Source organism: Quadrisphaera sp. KR29 (assembly GCF_052644995.1).
Map to the genome: position 1 here is coordinate 143,055 of NZ_JBQXXG010000003.1, position 16,453 is coordinate 159,507.

The 16,453-nt window shown below is 77.0% G+C and carries 15 protein-coding genes; 6 read left to right on the forward strand and 9 right to left on the reverse strand.

What is annotated here, in order from left to right; genetic code table 11:
- Nucleotides 1–11: 11 nt before the first annotated feature.
- The 4 genes from ACUN9U_RS04135 to ACUN9U_RS04150 all read right to left on the reverse strand — a co-directional run bounded on the left by ACUN9U_RS04135 (nucleotide 12) and on the right by ACUN9U_RS04150 (nucleotide 5,353).
- Nucleotides 12–1,340 (reverse strand): MATE family efflux transporter, encoded by a 1,329-nt coding sequence (locus ACUN9U_RS04135; protein ID WP_445483648.1) that lies wholly within the window; start codon nucleotides 1,338–1,340, stop codon nucleotides 12–14.
- Between the two features lie 85 nt (nucleotides 1,341–1,425).
- Entirely contained in the window at nucleotides 1,426–2,463 is a 1,038-nt protein-coding gene (locus ACUN9U_RS04140) for a phytoene/squalene synthase family protein (protein ID WP_445483649.1), read from the reverse strand.
- On the reverse strand, nucleotides 2,454–3,971 hold the full coding sequence (gene crtI, locus ACUN9U_RS04145; protein ID WP_445483739.1) for a phytoene desaturase family protein: 1,518 nt from the start codon (nucleotides 3,969–3,971) through the stop codon (nucleotides 2,454–2,456). Before crtI ends, ACUN9U_RS04140 begins: the two co-directional genes overlap by 10 nt.
- A 167-nt stretch (nucleotides 3,972–4,138) precedes the next feature.
- The gene (locus ACUN9U_RS04150; protein WP_445483650.1) at nucleotides 4,139–5,353 is read right to left on the reverse strand and encodes a polyprenyl synthetase family protein; all 1,215 of its coding nucleotides are present in this window, start codon (nucleotides 5,351–5,353) and stop codon (nucleotides 4,139–4,141) included.
- An 85-nt stretch (nucleotides 5,354–5,438) separates the two neighbouring features.
- On the opposite strand from ACUN9U_RS04150, the gene ACUN9U_RS04155 reads away from it, so the two are divergent.
- Both ACUN9U_RS04155 and ACUN9U_RS04160 read left to right on the forward strand, forming a co-directional pair.
- On the forward strand, nucleotides 5,439–6,122 hold the full coding sequence (locus ACUN9U_RS04155; RefSeq protein WP_445483651.1) for a CDP-alcohol phosphatidyltransferase family protein: 684 nt from the start codon (nucleotides 5,439–5,441) through the stop codon (nucleotides 6,120–6,122).
- A gap of 47 nt (nucleotides 6,123–6,169) precedes the next feature.
- Entirely contained in the window at nucleotides 6,170–6,988 is an 819-nt protein-coding gene (locus ACUN9U_RS04160) for a methyltransferase domain-containing protein (protein WP_445483652.1), read from the forward strand.
- Nucleotides 6,989–6,999: 11 nt separating this feature from the next.
- Here ACUN9U_RS04160 and ACUN9U_RS04165 read toward each other — a convergent pair whose 3' ends face one another.
- The 4 genes from ACUN9U_RS04165 to ACUN9U_RS04180 form a co-directional block, all read right to left on the reverse strand.
- Nucleotides 7,000–8,514, reverse strand: a complete 1,515-nt coding sequence (locus tag ACUN9U_RS04165; RefSeq protein WP_445483653.1) for a phytoene desaturase family protein — start codon at nucleotides 8,512–8,514, stop codon at nucleotides 7,000–7,002.
- A 117-nt stretch (nucleotides 8,515–8,631) separates the two neighbouring features.
- Nucleotides 8,632–9,756 carry a glycosyltransferase gene (locus ACUN9U_RS04170; protein ID WP_445483654.1) on the reverse strand — a complete coding sequence of 375 codons (1,125 nt, stop codon included), beginning with the start codon at nucleotides 9,754–9,756 and terminating at the stop codon, nucleotides 8,632–8,634.
- Nucleotides 9,753–10,628, reverse strand: coding sequence for a carotenoid biosynthesis protein (locus ACUN9U_RS04175; protein ID WP_445483655.1), 876 nt, complete (start codon nucleotides 10,626–10,628; stop codon nucleotides 9,753–9,755). The genes ACUN9U_RS04170 and ACUN9U_RS04175 overlap by 4 nt, the downstream gene beginning before the upstream one ends.
- Nucleotides 10,625–11,344 carry a monooxygenase gene (locus ACUN9U_RS04180; RefSeq protein ID WP_445483656.1) on the reverse strand — a complete coding sequence of 240 codons (720 nt, stop codon included), beginning with the start codon at nucleotides 11,342–11,344 and terminating at the stop codon, nucleotides 10,625–10,627. Before ACUN9U_RS04180 ends, ACUN9U_RS04175 begins: the two co-directional genes overlap by 4 nt.
- Before the next feature lie 278 nt (nucleotides 11,345–11,622).
- Here ACUN9U_RS04180 and ACUN9U_RS04185 point away from each other — a divergent pair, with 278 nt between their 5' ends.
- The 4 genes from ACUN9U_RS04185 (at nucleotide 11,623) to ACUN9U_RS04200 (ending at nucleotide 14,469) form a co-directional block, all read left to right on the forward strand.
- The gene (locus tag ACUN9U_RS04185) at nucleotides 11,623–12,018 is read left to right on the forward strand and encodes a DUF6504 family protein (RefSeq protein ID WP_445483657.1); all 396 of its coding nucleotides are present in this window, start codon (nucleotides 11,623–11,625) and stop codon (nucleotides 12,016–12,018) included.
- Nucleotides 12,019–12,028: 10 nt separating this feature from the next.
- Entirely contained in the window at nucleotides 12,029–12,466 is a 438-nt protein-coding gene (locus tag ACUN9U_RS04190) for an SAV_6107 family HEPN domain-containing protein (protein ID WP_445483658.1), read from the forward strand.
- Between the two features lie 84 nt (nucleotides 12,467–12,550).
- Nucleotides 12,551–14,170, forward strand: coding sequence for an MFS transporter (locus ACUN9U_RS04195; RefSeq protein ID WP_445483659.1), 1,620 nt, complete (start codon nucleotides 12,551–12,553; stop codon nucleotides 14,168–14,170).
- Nucleotides 14,167–14,469, forward strand: coding sequence for a hypothetical protein (locus ACUN9U_RS04200; protein ID WP_445483660.1), 303 nt, complete (start codon nucleotides 14,167–14,169; stop codon nucleotides 14,467–14,469). Before ACUN9U_RS04195 ends, ACUN9U_RS04200 begins: the two co-directional genes overlap by 4 nt.
- A gap of 324 nt (nucleotides 14,470–14,793) precedes the next feature.
- Here the strand turns inward: ACUN9U_RS04200 and ACUN9U_RS04205 are convergent, their stop codons facing one another.
- Nucleotides 14,794–16,284: an MFS transporter gene (locus ACUN9U_RS04205; RefSeq protein WP_445483661.1), complete on the reverse strand. Its 1,491-nt coding sequence runs from the start codon at nucleotides 16,282–16,284 to the stop codon at nucleotides 14,794–14,796.
- Between the last annotated feature and the right edge of the window lie 169 nt (nucleotides 16,285–16,453).

Genomic DNA, 16,453 nt, shown 5'->3' on the forward strand with positions numbered 1-16,453 from the left:
CTCGGGCGGCCTCAGCGCACCGCGCCGGTGACCAGCCACGCGCCGCCGCGCTCGCGCGGCACGAGCGTGGCCAGGCGCGCGGCGGTGTACGCACCGGCGAAGACCACCCACAGCCACACCAGGCCGGTGCGCCCCGGCGGGGCCCAGGCGAGCACGGCCAGGGCCAGCGGCGCGTACAGGGCCGCCGACACCAGGCTCGCGCCGGCGAGGTAGCGGCCGTCGCCGGCGCCGATGAGCACCCCGTCGAGCACGAACACCCAGCCCGCCAGCGGCAGGCAGCACGCCAGGACCACGGTCGCGGCGGCCAGCGCGGACCGGACCTGCGGGTCAGGGGTGAACAGCCCGGCCACGGGGACGGCGAGGACGGCGAGCGCGAGGCCCATGACCGCCCCTGCGCCCGCGCCCCAGACCACGAGGCGGCGCACCTGGGCGCGGGCGCCGACGGCGTCCCCCGCCCCGAGGGCCCGCCCGACCAGCGCCTGCGCGGCGATGGCGAGGGCGTCCAGGGCCAGCGCCGTCGTGGTCCACAGCACACCCGCCACCTGGTGCGCGGCGATGCCGGCGTCGCCCTGGCGCGCCGCCACGTACGTGGTCAGCAGCAGCGCGGCGCGCAGCGCCAGGGTGCGCACCAGCAGCGGCACGCCGTCGCGGGCGCTGCGCAGCACCCCGAGCCCGCGGGGGGCGAGGGCCGCCCACGAGCCCGTCTCGCGGCGGACCCCGCGCACGACGACGGCCGCGAGCCAAGCGGCCATGCCCAGCTGCGTGAGCGCCGTGCCCGCGGCGGACCCGGCCACCCCGAGGCCGGCGCCGTGGACGAGCAGGAGGTTCAGCGCGGTGTTCACCACCGCACCGGTGACCGCGACGACGAGCGGGGTGGTGGTGTCCTGGAGGCCTCTCAGCACGCCCGTGGCGGCCAGCACCACGAGCATCCCGGGCAGCCCCGGCAGGGACCAGTGCAGGTAGGTGCGGGCGAAGGGGCGCGCGGCCTCGGAGGCGCCGAGGGCGTCGACCAGGAGCCCGCTGGCCGCGAAGACGACCAGCGCCACCACCGCGCCCAGGCCGAGGGCCAGCCACATCCCGTCGACACCGCCCTGCAGCGCGGCCCGCAGGTCGCCGGCGCCCACGCGGCGCGCGACGGTGGCGGTGGTGCCGTAGGCGAGGAACACGAAGACCGACACGGCGGTGGCCAGCAGCGCCCCGGCCACGCCGAGGCCGGCGAGCGGGAGCACGCCGAGGCGGCCGACGATGGCGGAGTCGGCCAGCAGGAACAGCGGCTCGGCGAGCAGCGCGCCCAGGGCGGGGACCGCGAGCCGCAGCACCTCCCGGTCCTGCGCCCTCACCGCGCCCACGGTCCCGTCCCCGTGATCATGGGCGACCGGCCACTCCGCGGCGGCCGATCGCCCATGATCACGGGGGGAGGGGGAGTCACTGGCGGGGGAGGGCCTTCCACCGGGCCATCTCCCGGCGGGCGGCGCGGGCGCGGGCCAGCGCCGGCAGCGCCACCGCCAGGCGGCGTGGCACCGGCACGGACACGCGCTGGGCCAGCACCCGGTAGCCGGCGTCCTCCACGGCGCCGAGGATCCCGCCGTACAGCTCGAAGGCGCAGCGGATGGAGTCGCGGCTGGTGGGGTGCAGCAGGTCGATGCCCGGCTCGGCCTCGCGGTAGACCTTGCGGTTCTCGGCCACCTCGAAGCGCAGCAGCTCCGCCACGCGCCGGTCCAGCGGGGCGTCCGGGCCGGCGCGGCGCCCGGCCTCGAGCAGCTCACGCGTCACCCCGAAGGCCGCCAGGTGCTCGTCGGGCAGGTAGGTGCGGCCCCTGTCGAGGTCCTCGCCGACGTCGCGGATGAAGTTGCTCACCTGGAACGCCTCGCCCAGCAGCTCCGCGCGGCGGGCGGCCTCCGCCTCGGCGCCCGGCAGCGGCTGCAGCACGGGGAGCATCTGCAGGCCGATGACGTTGGCCGAGCCGTACATGTAGCCCTGCAGGTCGGCGTAGGTCGGGTAGTGCGTGGTGGTGATGTCGGCGCGCATCGACTCCAGGAAGGCCGTCACCGTGCTCAGCGGCACGTCCCAGCGCCGCACGGTGGCCAGCATCGCCCGGCCCACAGGTTCGGTCGGCTCCTCGCGCCCGTCGAGGCTGGCCAGGAACCCGTCGGACCAGGTGACCAGCGCGTCTGGGTCGGGGTCGGTGAGGGAGTCGACGAACTCGTCGGCGTAGCGGGCGAAGCCGTACAGCGCCCACACCCACGGCCGCTTGGCCGGCGGCAGCAGCGCGGTGGCCAGGAAGTAGGTCTTGCCGTGCTCGGCGTGCAGGCGGCGGCACTCCAGCAGGTCGGCGCGCAGCTGCGGGTCGCTGACGCCGGCGGCGTCCAGGCTGGAGCTGCCGGGCGGCCTGCGGCGCAGCGAGGACGACGGGGACGGCGATGACGCCGCCGTCGTCGTGCTGCTCAGCCCGCTCACCGCCACGCGCGGGAGCGGTAGCGCGGGTCGCGGCCGGTGATGCGCTCGGCGGCCAGGCGGCCGGAGACCAGCACCATGGGCACCCCGACGCCGGGCTGGGTGCCCGAGCCGGTGAACACGACGTTCTCCCCCCACAGGTTGCCGGGGCGGAACGGCCCGGTCTGCCCGAAGGTGTGGGAGGAGGCGAAGGGTGCGCCGTCGGCCATGCCGCGGGCCTCCCAGTCCAGCGGGGTGGTGACGTCCTCCACCTCGATGCCGTCGCCGAAGCCGGGGTAGCCGCGCCGCTCGAGGGTGGCGATGACGTGCTCGCGGTAGCGCGGGGCGACCTCGTTCCAGTCCAGCCCGTGCTTGGCGCCCGCGGACAGGCTCGGGGTGGGGAACAGCACGTAGTAGACGTGGCGCCCGTCCGGGGCCAGGCCCGGGTCGCTGACGGTGGGGGTGGAGAGCAGCACGCTGGGGTCGCTCATGAGGCGGCCCCCGGTGAGCTCCTCGAAGACCTCCTTCCACGCCCGCCCGAACAGGATCGTGTGGTGGGCGGTGTCGGGGTAGGAGGCCTTCGAGCCCGCGAGCATGAGGTAGCAGGAGGGGGAGTACACCAGCGGCCGCAGGCGGCGGTGCTTGACGCCCAGCAGGTCGCGGTAGGCCACCGGCAGGTCGGGGTTGAGGACGACGGCGTCCGCGGCGATCCGCTCACCGCCGGAGGTGATGACCGCGGTGGCGCGGCCGCCGGAGTGCTCCACGCTCTCCACCGTCGTGGAGAAGCGGAACTCCACCCCGTGCGCGGCAGCGGCCGCCGCCATCGCCGAGGGGACCGCGCTCATGCCGCCGCGGGCGGCGAAGACGCCGGCCACGGAGTCCATGTAGGCGATGACGGCGTAGATGGCCAGGGCGTCGTAGGGGGACAGGCCCGCGTAGAGCGCCTGGAAGGAGTAGACGCGCTGCAGGCGGTCGTCCTTGAGGTACTGCGCCACCACCGGTGCGAGCTTGGAGAAGCCCTTGCGGCGCAGCAGCGTCAGCAGGTCGGGGCGGACCAGGTCCAGCGGGGTGTCGATGTTCCTGTCGATGAAGGTGCGCATCTCCGCGCGGTAGAGCTCGGAGACGAACTGCACGAACTGCTCGTACCCCGCGGCCTCCTCCGGCCCGCAGACCCGGCGGATCTCCTCGGTCATGGCCTCGGGGTCGGCGTGGACGTCGAGGGAGGAGCCGTCGGCGTACCTCGCGCGGTACAGCGGGCTCACCGGCTCCAGCGTCAGCCAGTCGGACATCTCCTCGCCGAGCGCGTCGAAGCAGTCGGCGATGAGGTCGGGCATCGTCAGCACGGTGGGGCCGGTGTCGAAGCGGTAGTCGCCCGCGCCGTCCGGCGCCGGGACGGTGAGGCGGCCGGCGCGCCCGCCGGGGTGCGCCTCGCGCTCCACCACGGTGACCTTCCGGCCGGCACCGGCCAGCCGCATGGCGGCGGACAGGCCCGCCAGCCCCGCGCCGACGACGACGACGTGGTCGGTCGGCCCGACCACGCCCCGCTGGCGCCCGGGGATGACGGCGTCGGCGGCGCGCCGCAGCGCGACGCCGGGCGAGGTGCTGAGCAGGGGGGACGAGAGCGCGGTCACGGGGTGCCTCCTGGCCTGGGGCTGGACGCGGAGCGGTGGGTCGGGGTGGGGACGGGGTGCCGGCGCGGAGGGGGTCACGCGGCGCGCGAGGTGGCGGCGACGACGAGGGCGCCCAGCGCCTCGCGCGCCGGCGCGGTGACGGGGGCCGCGGCCAGCGCCTCGCGGGCGCGGCGCACGCCGTCGTCGATCATCTCCTCGACGCGGGCGAGGGCGCCGGTCTCGACGATCACGCGGCGCAGGGCCGCCACGCCGTCGGCGTCGAGGCGGGGGTCGCCGAGGTGGCGGTGCAGCAGGTCGGCCTGGGCGGCGCTGGAGGCGCCGAGCGCGCAGGCGACGAGCACGGTGCGCTTGCCCTCGCGCAGGTCGTCCCCGGCCGGCTTGCCGGTCTGGGCGGGGTCGCCGAAGACGCCGAGCACGTCGTCGCGCAGCTGGAAGGCCTCGCCGAGGGCCAGGCCGTAGGCGGAGTAGGCCTCGGTGAGGTCCGGGCCGGCGCCGCCGAGGGCGGCGCCCACCAGCAGGGGGTGCTCGACGGAGTACTTGGCGCTCTTGAAGCAGATGACGCGGCGGGCCCGCTGCAGCAGGGCGTCGGCCTCGGCGCGGCGCAGGGCGGCCTCGTCGGCCGCCTCGGGCCCGGCCCCGTCGTCGCTGCGGCGGGGGGCGGGGGCGGCGCCGCCCGACCCGCCGCCGTGCACGGCGGCGGCGGCGATGCGGCGCAGCGGTGCGGCCTGCGCGAGCATGTCGAGGTACTGCCCGCCCATGAGCTGGGTGCGCATCCGGTCGAAGACCAGCTCGGCCTCGCGGCGGCGGTCAGAGGTCAGCTGCGCGCTGCGGAAGACCTCGTCGGACCAGGCCAGGCACAGGTCCCCGGACAGGATCGCGCCGGCGTCGCCGAACCTGTCGGCGTCCCCGTCCCAGCGGCCCTCGCCGTGGATGCTGGCGAAGTAGCGGTGCGTGGCGGGCATGCCCCGCCGGGTGTCGGAGGCGTCCATGACGTCGTCGTGGATGAGCGCTGCCGCCTGGAACAGCTCCAGCGCCGTGGCCACCCGGATGACGGCCTCGCCGGCGGAGGGGTCGGCCGGGTCGCCGCCGGCGCCGCGCCAGCCCCACCAGCAGAACGCCGGGCGCAGGCGCTTGCCGCCCGCGACCAGCCGGGCGACGGCGGCCACGAGGGCGTCGCAGTCGTCGCTGACGTCGGCCAGGACCGCCGCCTGGCCCGCCAGGACGGCGTCCAGCTCGGTCTGCACGCGCGCCCGCAGGTCATCGGCGTCGAGGACGTGGGCCGGACTCACGCGGGGAGCCTATGCGGGACCGGGGCCCGCGATCGACGGTCGGCGCCCCTCGAGGGACGCGCGTCACCGTCTAGGGTCACCAGCTGTGGCCGGTGGGGCGCGGGAGGTGACCCGCGAGGAGCACCTGAGGCGCTGGTCAGCGGCCCACGGCGGCACCGCGGCCTCGCCCCTGGTGCGCGCCTGGCTCGGCGGGGTGCGCGCGGTGGCCTCACCGCTGGCCGCGGCGGGCGTGAGGCCCTCGGCGATCACGGTGGTGGGCCTGCTGCTGGCCCTGGTGGCGCTGGTCCCCGCGGCCGCGCAGGTGCACGCTGGGGGCCGGTGGGCGCTGCTGGTGCCGCTGCTGCTCGCAGCGGCGGCGCTGGCCGACGGCCTGGACGGCGCCGTCGCCGTGCTGGGCGGCACGGCCTCCCGCAGCGGTGCGGTGCTCGACGCCGCCTGCGACCGCCTGGCCGACGCCGCCGCCCTGGGGGTGCTGTGGCTGCTCGGGGCGCCCGCGCTGCCCGTGCTCGTGGCGCTGGGCGCCGGCCAGCTGCACGAGTACGTGCGCGCCCGCGCCCAGGCCGAGGGGATGGCCGGGCCGGGGGCGGTGACCGTCTCCGAGCGCCCGACGCGCGTGGCGGTGGCGGCGATGTTCGCCCTGGGCTGCGGCACCTACCCGCAGGTCGCCGCCACGTGGGCGGGCGTCGGCGCGTGGGCGGCGGCGGTGGCCGCGCTGGTCGGGCTGCTGCAGCTGCTGGTGGCGGTGCGCCGGTCCCTACCGTCTCAGTAGTCGAGACGCGGGTTCCGCTGGGTGAGACGCAGGTGCACGCTCGGGGTGTGAGCACGTACACGCACGGGCACGCCGAGCCGGTCCTGGCCTCCCACCGCTGGCGCACCGCGGAGAACTCCTGCGGCTACCTGCTGGACCACCTGCGCCCGGGCCTGGACCTGCTCGACCTCGGCTGCGGCCCCGGGACCATCACCGTCGACCTCGCCGGGCGCGTCGCGCCCGGCCGGGTGGTCGGCCTCGACGCGGCGCCCGGCGTGCTCGCCGAGGCGGCGGCCCTGGCCGAGCGGCGCGGCGCCGCGGTCGAGTGGGTGACCGGTGACGCCCTGGCGCTGCCCTTCGCCGACGCGACCTTCGACGTCGTCCACGCCCACCAGGTGCTGCAGCACCTGCCCGACCCCGTGGGCGCGCTGCGGGAGGCGGCGCGCGTGCTGCGCCCCGGGGGGCTGCTGGCGGTGCGCGACGTCGACTACGCCGCCACCACCTGGTACCCGCCCGAGCCGGGCCTGGACGCATGGCTGGACCTCTACCAGCGGGTGGCGCGCGGCAACGGCGGGGAGCCCGACGCCGGGCGGCGCCTGCTCGCCTGGGCCCGCGCGGCGGGCCTCACCGGCGACGGCGGCAGCGGTGGCAGCGTCACGGCCAGCGCGTCGGCGTGGTGCTACGCCTCACCCGCCGAGCGCCAGTGGTGGGGCACGTCGTGGGCGGGCCGGGCGACGGCGTCGGCCTTCGCCGAGCAGGCCGTTGCCACCGGCGCCGCGACGGCCGCCCAGCTGGAGGAGGTCGCCGCGTCCTGGCGGCGCTGGGCGGGCGCCGAGGACGGGTGGATCGCCCTGCTCCACGGGGAGCTGCTGGTCCGCCTGCCCTGAGCCGCTGGAGGTCAGGCCGGGCCGACCAGGCCCGCGGTGATCGCCGCCGAGGCCAGCACCAGAGGGATCCCGCCGCCGGGGTGGCTGGAGCCGCCCACCAGCAGCAGCCCCGGCACGGGGGAGCGGTTGGCAGGGCGCAGGAACGCCGCGCGCGCGCCGTTGCTGGAGGAGCCGTAGATCGAGCCGCCCACGCTGCCGGTGGCCGCCTCCAGGTCGGCCGGGGTGCGCACCTGGCGCCAGAGCACGCGGTCGCGCACGTCGAGGCCGCGGGCCGCCATGACCGCGAGCACGTGCTCGGCGTAGGCGTCCGCGAACCCCGGTGCGCGCCAGTCCACGCCGGCGCGCGGGTCGTGCGGGGCGTGACGGGGGGCGTTGACCAGCACGAACCACGCCTCGGCGTCGTCGTGGGGACGCAGCGCGGGGTCGTCGGGGGCGCTGACGTAGACCGCCGGGTCAGGCACCGCGCTCTTGCGCCCCCGTCGTCGTCCCGACCCGAAGACGGCGTCGAACTCGTCGTCGTAGCCGGCGCCGGCCAGGTCCGGGAAGAGCACCGTGTGGTGGGCCAGGTCCGGCGTGCGCCCGCGCAGGGCCAGCAGCAGCACGAACCCCGACAGCGACGGGGTGGTCGCGGCCAGGCCGGCCCGCGCGCCGCGGGTGCGCCGCGCTGCCCCGGCGGGCAGCAGCGGGTGCTGCCCGGGCGGGGTGCGCACGCCGTACAGCGCGGCGGCGTCGGCGTTGGCGACGACGACGTCGGCCGCCAGCCGCCGTCCGCCGGCCAGGCGCACGCCCGCGGCTCGACCCCCCTCGACCAGCACCTCCTCCACCCGCTCGCTGACCACCACGCGCGCGCCGCGCTCGCGGGTGAGGTCGGCGACGGCGTCGACCACCCGCCGCAGGCCGCCGGGTGCGTACCAGGAGCCACCGGTGAGCTCCAGGTGCAGCACCGAGGCCAGGGCCGCCGGGGCGCGCCGCGGGTCGGAGCCGGTGTAGGTGGCCATCCTGTCGACCAGGGCGACGTGCCGGGGGTCGTCGAGGTGCTGTTCGGCCAGGGCCCGCAGCGACGTGCCGGGGGCGATGGTGGCCAGCGCCCTCACGCCCCCGCGGCCCGCGGCGAGGCGGGCGAGCGTGCGCGGACCGTGCAGCGGGGAGGACAGGAACGGGCCCTCGGTGGCCTCCCAGATGCGGCGGGCGCGGTCCAGCAGGCGGCGCCAGCCGGGGCCGAGGTCGTCGGACAGGTGGAGGCGGGACCCGTCGGTGAAGCGGTGGTCGGTCGGTGCCACCGGCCGCAGGTCCAGCGCGTCCTCGAGCCGGGCGCCGGCGGCGGCGAAGAGGTGGCGCAGCTGGTCGGGCCAGGTGAGCAGGCTCGGCCCGGTGTCGAAGGCGAAGCCCTCGTGCTCGTACCAGCCGAGCTTGCCGCCGACGGCGTCCGCCTGCTCGCAGACGGTGACGTCGTGGCCGAGCGCGGCCAGGCGCGCTGCGGCGGCGAGCCCGCCCAGGCCCGCGCCCACGACGATCACCCGGGCCACGCCCGCCACGGTAGGCGCCCGCCCCCCGCGGGCGCAGGGTGGCCCTGGTCCCGTCAGACGGGACCAGGGCCACCCTGCGCCCGCGAGGGACGGGACCGGATCCACCCACGGGCGACCTCAGGGCAGCGCGCGGCCCTTCCAGGCCAGGCCGCCGGTGCGGCGCAGGCGCCAGGAGCGCACCACCAGGGCGCACAGCACGCCGACGGACACCGGGTGCGCGAGGGCGTCCGGCCAGGCGCGACCGCCGGTGCGCCGGGCGGCGACCGCCCGCGAGGCGACGCCCGCGGCGCACCCGGCCAGGCCCGCCCACCGCCCCGCGCGCCCGCCCAGGCCCGTCAGGGCTGCGGCCGGTGGCAGCACGAAGACGGCGGCGAGGGCCGCCACGAGCGCCGCGGCCCCGGCCGGCGACCCCGTGGCCGACCACAGCGACTTGGCGTACCCGTCGCGCAGCGCCGGCCAGCCGTCGTACATCCGGCAGGTGGCCAGCGCCGTGCCGTCGGCCACCCCGCCGCGGCCGCCGGCGGCCTTGACGGCTCGCACCAGCGCGACGTCGTCGAGCACCTCCGCGCGCACCGCGGCGAAGCCTCCCGCGCGCTCCAGCGCCGCGGCGTCGAGCGCCATGAGCTGGCCGTTCGCCGCCGACAGCGACGGGCGCGGTGAGCGCTCGGCCAGCCGCAGCGGCAGCGTGGCCAGCCAGCTCCACTGCAGCAGCGGCTGCACCAGCCGCTCCGCCGGCGTCACCGCCACCTGGCGCGGGTAGGGGCTCACCAGCGCCAGCCCGTGGCGGCGCAGCAGGTCGACGGTGGCCGCGAGGCCGCGCGGGGCGAGCCGGACGTCGGCGTCCAGGCAGACGAGCACCGACCCGGTGGCGGCGTGCGCCAGCTGCGCGAGGGCGTGCGGCTTGCCCAGCCAGCCCGCCGCCAGGGGCGCTCCGGCCAGCACCTGCACCCGCGGGTCGCCAGCGGCGGCGTCCCGCGCCGCGGCGGCCGTGCCGTCGGCGGAGCCGTCGTCGAGGACGAGCACCTCCAGGTCGGGCACGCCGGTGCTCGCCAGCACCGCCGCCAGGGCGCCGCCCACCTGGTGCGCCTCGTCGCGCACGGGCAGCAGCACGCTGACCCGCTCGGCCACCGGGGGCGGGGCGCCGGCCGGGCGCCGCAGCAGCGCGGCGTTGACGGCGGTGTGGGCGGCGAGGAGCACGGCGGCGGCGCTGGCCGCCTGCACCGCCCGCAGCCCGGCGCTCACGCGCCCGTGGCGGGGGGCGCGCCGGGGACCGGTCGGCGGCGGCGCAGGTGGGCCAGCGCCGGCAGCGCGACCACGCCCATCACGACGAGCACCCACAGCGCCACCCACGGCCGCCCGAAGAAGACGGCGTTCCCCAGCGCCGAGCCGAGCCACGTCCAGCCGAGCAGCAGCGCCGGCGCCCCGGCCCCGAGGGCGGCCGCGGGGGAGACCCCCGGCCGCACGCCGCGCGGGACGCCGAGGTGCAGGACGGCGTGCACGACCAGGGACACGAGCAGCCAGCCGGCGTAGTTGGTCAGCGGGATGCCGGGGATCCCCGGCAGCGCGGGCGCCGGGTGCTCCCAGGCCCAGTGGCCCGCGGCGACCATCTGCGGGTCCAGGGAGAGGTCCCACGCCGTCAGCGCCCACGCCGCCAGGGGCACCGCGGCCCAGTGCGGGACGGGGACGCCGCGGCGGCGCAGCAGGTCCACCACGGAGCGGCCGGCGAGCGCGGTCGGCCAGGCCATCATCAGCCAGGCCGCCGGCACCACGACGGGCACGCCGAGCACCTGCGGGCCCAGCGTCCCCGCGTAGGCGTAGTCGCCGAAGGGGAAGCCGATGCTGACCCCCACGGCCTCGGCGAGCAGCCCGACCCCGCCGGCACCGGCGGCCAGGACCACCGCCGCCCGGGCGCCGTGGGTGGCCGCGGCGCTGACCAGGGAGGCCGCGGCGAAGACCAGCACGGACACCACCGTCGCGGTGGTCAGCACGTCCCCGGACAGCAGCGGGTGGGCGACCTGGAGCAGGACGGCGACCGCGGCCAGCACGAGCGCTGCGCGCTGCCCGCGGGCCGTGGGCAGCGGCCGGCGCAGCTGCGCGGTACCGGCGGCGCTCACGGGGTGGTCCCGCGGTGCGTGCCCTCCAGCGAGCGGACCGAGAAGCGCGCGAAGAGCTCCTCGGCGTACCAGCGCTCCCGTGCGGTGCGCGCCACGACGTCGCGGTGGGCGGCGCGCCGGTGGGCGAAGTCGCGCAGCGAGGCCGAGTCCGACCAGAGGCTGAAGGTGCCCTGCAGCCCCACGGGGGCCTCGCCGATGCCGACCGCCAGGCGCAGGCCGGGGACGGCGCCGAGGTCGGCGGAGACCGGGGGGACGGCGCCCCAGAAGGAGCGTCCGCGGCCCAGGCGGATCCGCGCGCGGGTGATGCTCGCGACCGGGCCGGTGGCCCCGGCGCGGGTGGGCGCGGGGTCTCCGAACGGCTCGCGACCCGACCACTGGCCGCGGCTGGCCACGGGCACCATCTCGACCCGCAGGCGCTCGGCGGCCAGCCGGTCCCAGGCGCGCACCACCGGCGAGCGCTCGAAGGCCGTCGCGGCCGCCTCGTCGTCCCAGGTGGTGAGGACGGCCCAGTGGTGCGGGTCCGCGTCGCGAGGGGTGAAGGTGCGCCCGTCCCCGGTGCCCAGGAGCTTCCAGAAGGCCGCCCCGCTGGAGCGCAGGCGCCGGCGGTCCAGGGCCATCCTGGCCACGGCGACGGGGACGGCGGAGGTGGGCACGCGCCAGAGGTGCAGGACCGCGCACGCGGGGACGCTGCCGGCGTCGGCGCGCTCGGTTGCCACGGCAGCACGGTAGCCGCGGTCCACCCGTGCGGCCGAGCCGAGCCCGCACACCCGTTCGCCCCGCTCGGCCGCCGCTGGGAGGCCGCCAGGGCGTCGCTGCAGGTCGGAGCGCGTTGTCGGACCCCGGTGGCAGCGTCTGCGCCATGGACAGCGGGTTGACGAGCGGCGTGACCAGCGGTTCACTGCTGCTGTCGAACACGTGTTCGGTGACGGTGGGCGCGGCCACCGGGGAGGGGAAGCCCCGGGGCCGCGCCGCCAGTGCCTCAGGAGGAGGAGCTGTGAGCCGGTCGTTCGACGAGGTCGTGCACGTGAGGGTCGGGCAGAGCGGTGGGCGCGGGGAGCCCGGCGCGCCCACGGCCTTCGTGTGGCGCGGGCGCCTGTTCGTGGTCCGCGAGGTGCTGGCCACGTGGAGCGCGCGCCTGCCGTGGTGGCAGGGCGTCGCGGCCAGGGCCCTGCGCGGCGAGGCCGTCGAGGTGAGCGGCAGCAGCGCCCTCGCCCGCGAGCGGGGCGCGAGGCCCGCTGGGCCAGCCGCTGACGAGCAGGTGTGGCGCGTGGTCGCCAGCGCCGGCTTCGGGGTCGAGCCGGGCACGTTCGAGCTCGCCTGCGAGCCGGCCGCCGCCCGCGGTGACCAGGACGACGGCGGGCGCTGGCGCCTCGTCCGGGTGGTGGACTGACGTGGCGGCCGTGAGGCCCCGCGGCCCCGCCGCCGCGCAGGCGCCCGCCCCTCCGGGTGCTGTCAGGCTGCTCGAGCGCGCCGCCACCGAGCTGTCGCTGGCCGCTGCCGCCACCGACCCGGCGGAGCGCTTCGTGGAGGCGCACCTCGCCGCGCTGCGCGCCGGTGCCGCCGTCGTCGCCGCCCGTCAGGTGGTCGGCGGGCGCCGCAGGGGCCCGGTCAACGTCTGGGAGTCGCTGGTCGCCCTCGCCCCCGAGGTCGAGGGGTGGGCGCTGTACTTCGGCGCCGCCGCCGAGCGCCGCGCGGCCGTCGAGAGCGGCCGCGGCGCCGCCGTGCTGGCCCCCGAGGCCGACACCCACCTGGCCCAGGCGGAGGCCTTCACCGCCCTGGTCGCGGACCTGCTCGACGTGCGGGTGTGGCTGGGCGGCCTGCCGCTCGCCGCCAGCTGAGCGCGTCCGCGGAGAAACCCGATGACTGGCGGGGGCTCCGGCGGTCATCGTGGTGACGGCACGCCCGACCCCTCAGGAGCCGCAGTGAGCACCGCCGACCCGGCAGCGCCGGTCCCGCCCCGCCTCGACCTGCGCCACGGCACGCAGCGGGTGTTCGCCCACCTGCTGGCGAGCAGCGCCGTGGTGTCGGTCATCAACTACACGGTGTGGTTCGCCATCACGTTCTGGGTCTTCCTCGAGACCCGGTCCGTCTTCGCGACCGGCATGATCGCGGGGATCTTCGTGGTCGCCACGGCGGCCACCGGCATCTGGTTCGGCAGCCTGGTCGACAACCACCGCAAGCGCGCCGTCATGCAGGCCTCCGCGCTGGTCTCGGCAGCGGTCTACGCCGTGTGCCTGGCGCTGTACCTGCTGACGCCGGCCGAGGCCTTCCGCGACGTAGGGTCCTGGCAGCTGTGGGCGTTCATCGTGCTGCTCATGCTCGGGGTGATCGCCGGCAACCCCCGCGCCATCGCGCTGCCCACCCTGGTGACCCTGCTCGTCCCGGAGGACCGGCGCGACCGCGCCAACGGCCTGGTGGGCACGGTGAGCGGCACCTCCATGCTCGTCACCTCCGTGATCAGCGGGGTGCTCGTGGCCTCCGGCGGGATGCTCCACGTGCTGCTGCTCGCCCTCGTCGTGCTCGCCGCGTCGGTGGTGCACCTGGCGCGGGTCGACGTCCCCGAGCCCGCACCGGGTGCGCCGCTGCCCCCCGGTGAGCGGGCCGGGGCCGACGACGGGGCCGACGACGGGGACGGGGTCGGGGCCGGCGAGGGGCCCGCCAGCGCGGTCGGGCCGTCCGGTGGCGCCGGCGGCGCCGGCGGTGTGGACCTGCGCGGCACCTGGCGGCTGGTGCGCGGCGTGCCCGGCCTGGTGCCGCTCATCGCTTTCAGCTGCTTCAACAACTTCATCGGCGGCGGCTTCATGGCCCTCATGGACGCCTACGGCCTCTCGCTGGTCTCGGTGCAGGTCTGGGGCCTGCTGTGGGGCGGGCTGAGCGCCCTGATGATCGTCGGTGGCCTGCTGGTGGCGCGCCTCGGGCTGGGCACCCGGCCCGTGAGGCTGCTGCTGCTCGTCAACGTCGCCGCCTGGACGGCCACGATGCTCTTCCCGCTCGTCGCCTCGGTGGTCAGCCTGGCGGTGGCCATGGCGGTGTTCATGCTGCTCATGCCCTTCGCCGAGGCGGCGGAGCAGACCGTGCTCCAGCGCGTGGTGCCCTACGAGCGGCAGGGACGCGTCTTCGGCTTCGCCCAGAGCGTCGAGCAGGCCGCGGCACCGGTCACCGCCTTCCTCGTCGGCCCGCTGACGCAGTTCGTCGTCGTCCCCCTGATGAGCGGGGACGGCGCGGGAGCGCGGGCGATCGGCGGCTGGTTCGGCACCGGGCAGGCCCGCGCCATCGCCCTGGTGTTCGTCGTCATCGGCGCGATGGGCCTGGTGGCCACGCTCCTGGCGCTGGCCAGCCCCCAGTACCGGCGCCTGTCGGCCTCCTACGCCGCGGCGCAGGGCCTGCCCGGGGTGGGTCCGGGCGCCGACGCAGCGCCGGGAGCCCCGGTCGGGACGTCGGTCGGACTGGCCGCGGGACTGCCCGCTGAGCTGCCCGTCGGGGTGCCGGCCGGGGCTCCCGGCGCGGATGGCCCCGAGGTGCCTGCGCGGCCTCGCCCGTGAGCGAGGGCGCCGGCGCGGAGGTCGAGCTGAACGGGCTGGCGGTGAACGCGACGGTCCCCGAGGACCTGCGCTGGACCGACGTGCGCCGTGGCGAGGAGTTCGTGCTCACCACCCTGACCGTGCGGCTGCTGCCCGACGGGCACCTGGCGGTCAAGGCCTACGGCCGCCCCGTGGCCGGCGGCCGCGGCGGGTACGTCTCCTTCCCCGTGCCGACCGACCGGCCGGAGCTGGCCGCGCTGGTCGAGGCTGCTGCTGCCCGCGCCGCCGAGCTCTGGAGCTCCCACCGCGGCCTGGGCTGACGCGGCGGCCGGCCCCGGCGGGCCCGTCCCCGAGCAGCCCGCGCGGCGGGGCGGCGCGCGCGAAGGTCTCGCGCCCGTCGTGGTCGGAACCCTGGCGCGTCATGTCGGAACCAGACCCCGGTTCCGACAGCACGCGCCAGGGTTCCGACGCGACGCGGCTGCGTTCCGACATGACGCGCCGGCGTGGCGACGCGGCTTGACCCGTGCGCCGGTGCCAGCCCGGGTGGGGGTGGCCCCTCCTCACCCCCACTCCCGAGCTGTGTCCGGGTCCTGCGGCGCCGGAAGACGCGGTGCTCCTCCTGGCCCCGTCCGACGCCGGACGGGTCAGCCGGTGGCCCGGGGCCGGCTGGTCACCGCGGACAGGGGCGCGGTGACGTCCTCGAGCGACTTGCCCTCGGCGTCGACCGCCAGGACGGCCGCCACGATCCCGCCGATGACCATCACGCCCGCGCCGATGAGGTAGCCGATGAAGAGCTTGCCCGGGTCGTCGCCCTCGCCGATGAGCGCGCCGTAGAAGACCGGGCCCAGCGAGCCGAACAGCTGGGCGATGGCGAAGAACACCGCGATCGCCTGCGCGCGGATCTCCATGGGGAACAGCTCGCTGGCGGTGAGGTAGCCCGAGCTGGCCCCGGCCGAGGCGAAGAAGAAGATGATCGCCCAGGCGATGGTCTGCGTGACGGCGTTGAGGATGCCGGCGTTGAACATCACCGCCGTGATCGCCAGGAGCACGCCGGACAGCAGGTACGTCCCTGAGATCATCTTCTTGCGCCCGAGGGTGTCGAAGAGGTGCCCGAGCAGCAGGGGCCCCGCGAGGTTGCCCAGCGCGAACCCGATCAGGTACAGCGGCGTGCTGCCCGCCGGCACGTCGTAGAACTTGGTGAGCACCAGCGTGTAGGTGAAGAAGATCGCGTTGTAGAGGAACGACTGCGTGATCATCAGCGTGGCGGCCAGCGTCGCCCGCGACGGGTAGGTCTTGAACAGGACCCGGGTCAGGGTGATGTAGCCCTGCGCCGGAGCGGGCCGGACCTCGATCGCGCGGTCGTCGTCGACGGGAGCGAGCTGCTGCCCGGACTCCTCCACCTGCCGCTCGATGCGCGCGATGTTCTCCTCGGCCTCCTCCTCCTTGCCGTGCATGAGCAGCCACCGCGGGCTCTCGGGCAGGTGCTTGCGCAGACCCCAGATCGCGATGCCGATCACCGGGCCGATGAGGAAGGCGGCGCGCCAGCCCCAGGTCAGGGGCAGCTCGTTGAGGAGGAAGTAGGTGCCGAGGGTGCCGAGGATGGCGCCGGCCCAGTACGTGCCGTTGACGCCGATGTCGACGCGGCCGCGGTACTTCGCGGGCATCATCTCGTCGATCGCCGAGTTGATCGCGGCGTACTCGCCGCCGATGCCCGCGCCTGCGATGAACCGGGTCAGGTAGAGGAAGACCAGCCCTGAGGTCTCGCCGTTCCAGGTGAAGGCCGTCAGGGCGTTGCCCCCGAGGTAGACGCCGAGGGTGACCAGGAACAGCTTCTGGCGGCCCAGCGCGTCGGAGATGCGCCCGAAGACGAGGGCGCCCACGACCTCCCCGATGAGGTACACGGTGGCGATGAGCCCGACCTGCGCGGAGGACATGGCGAGGGTGGCCTTCTCCTGCAGGATCGGGTTGACCGCGCCGGCGATGGTGATCTCGAGCCCGTCGAGGATCCACGCCGTCCCCAGCGCCATGATCATCCGGGTGTGGAACGGCGACCACCTCAGGCGGTCGATGCGGGCCGGGATCAGGCTCCTGATGGAGCCTGCGGCGCCCGCGGGTGCAGGGCTGGCGGTGGCCATGGTCCTCCTCCTCCGTGCCGCGTCCTCGACGGCGGCGCGACGCTACGCCCGGTTGTCGCCGGCAACCACTTGGATCTCCCGACGCGGGTCACCCGGGTGGAGCACCCCTGTCGCGGTCGGCCTGCGCGCGGCGCCGAGGGGCGTGTAGTGTCCGTGGAGTCGAACACGC

Bases quoted from the DNA above. Each gene is read 5' to 3' on its own strand.
- ACUN9U_RS04205 (WP_445483661.1), bottom strand. From the start codon at position 16,284: ATGGCCACCGCCAGCCCTGCACCCGCGGGCGCCGCAGGCTCCATCAGG.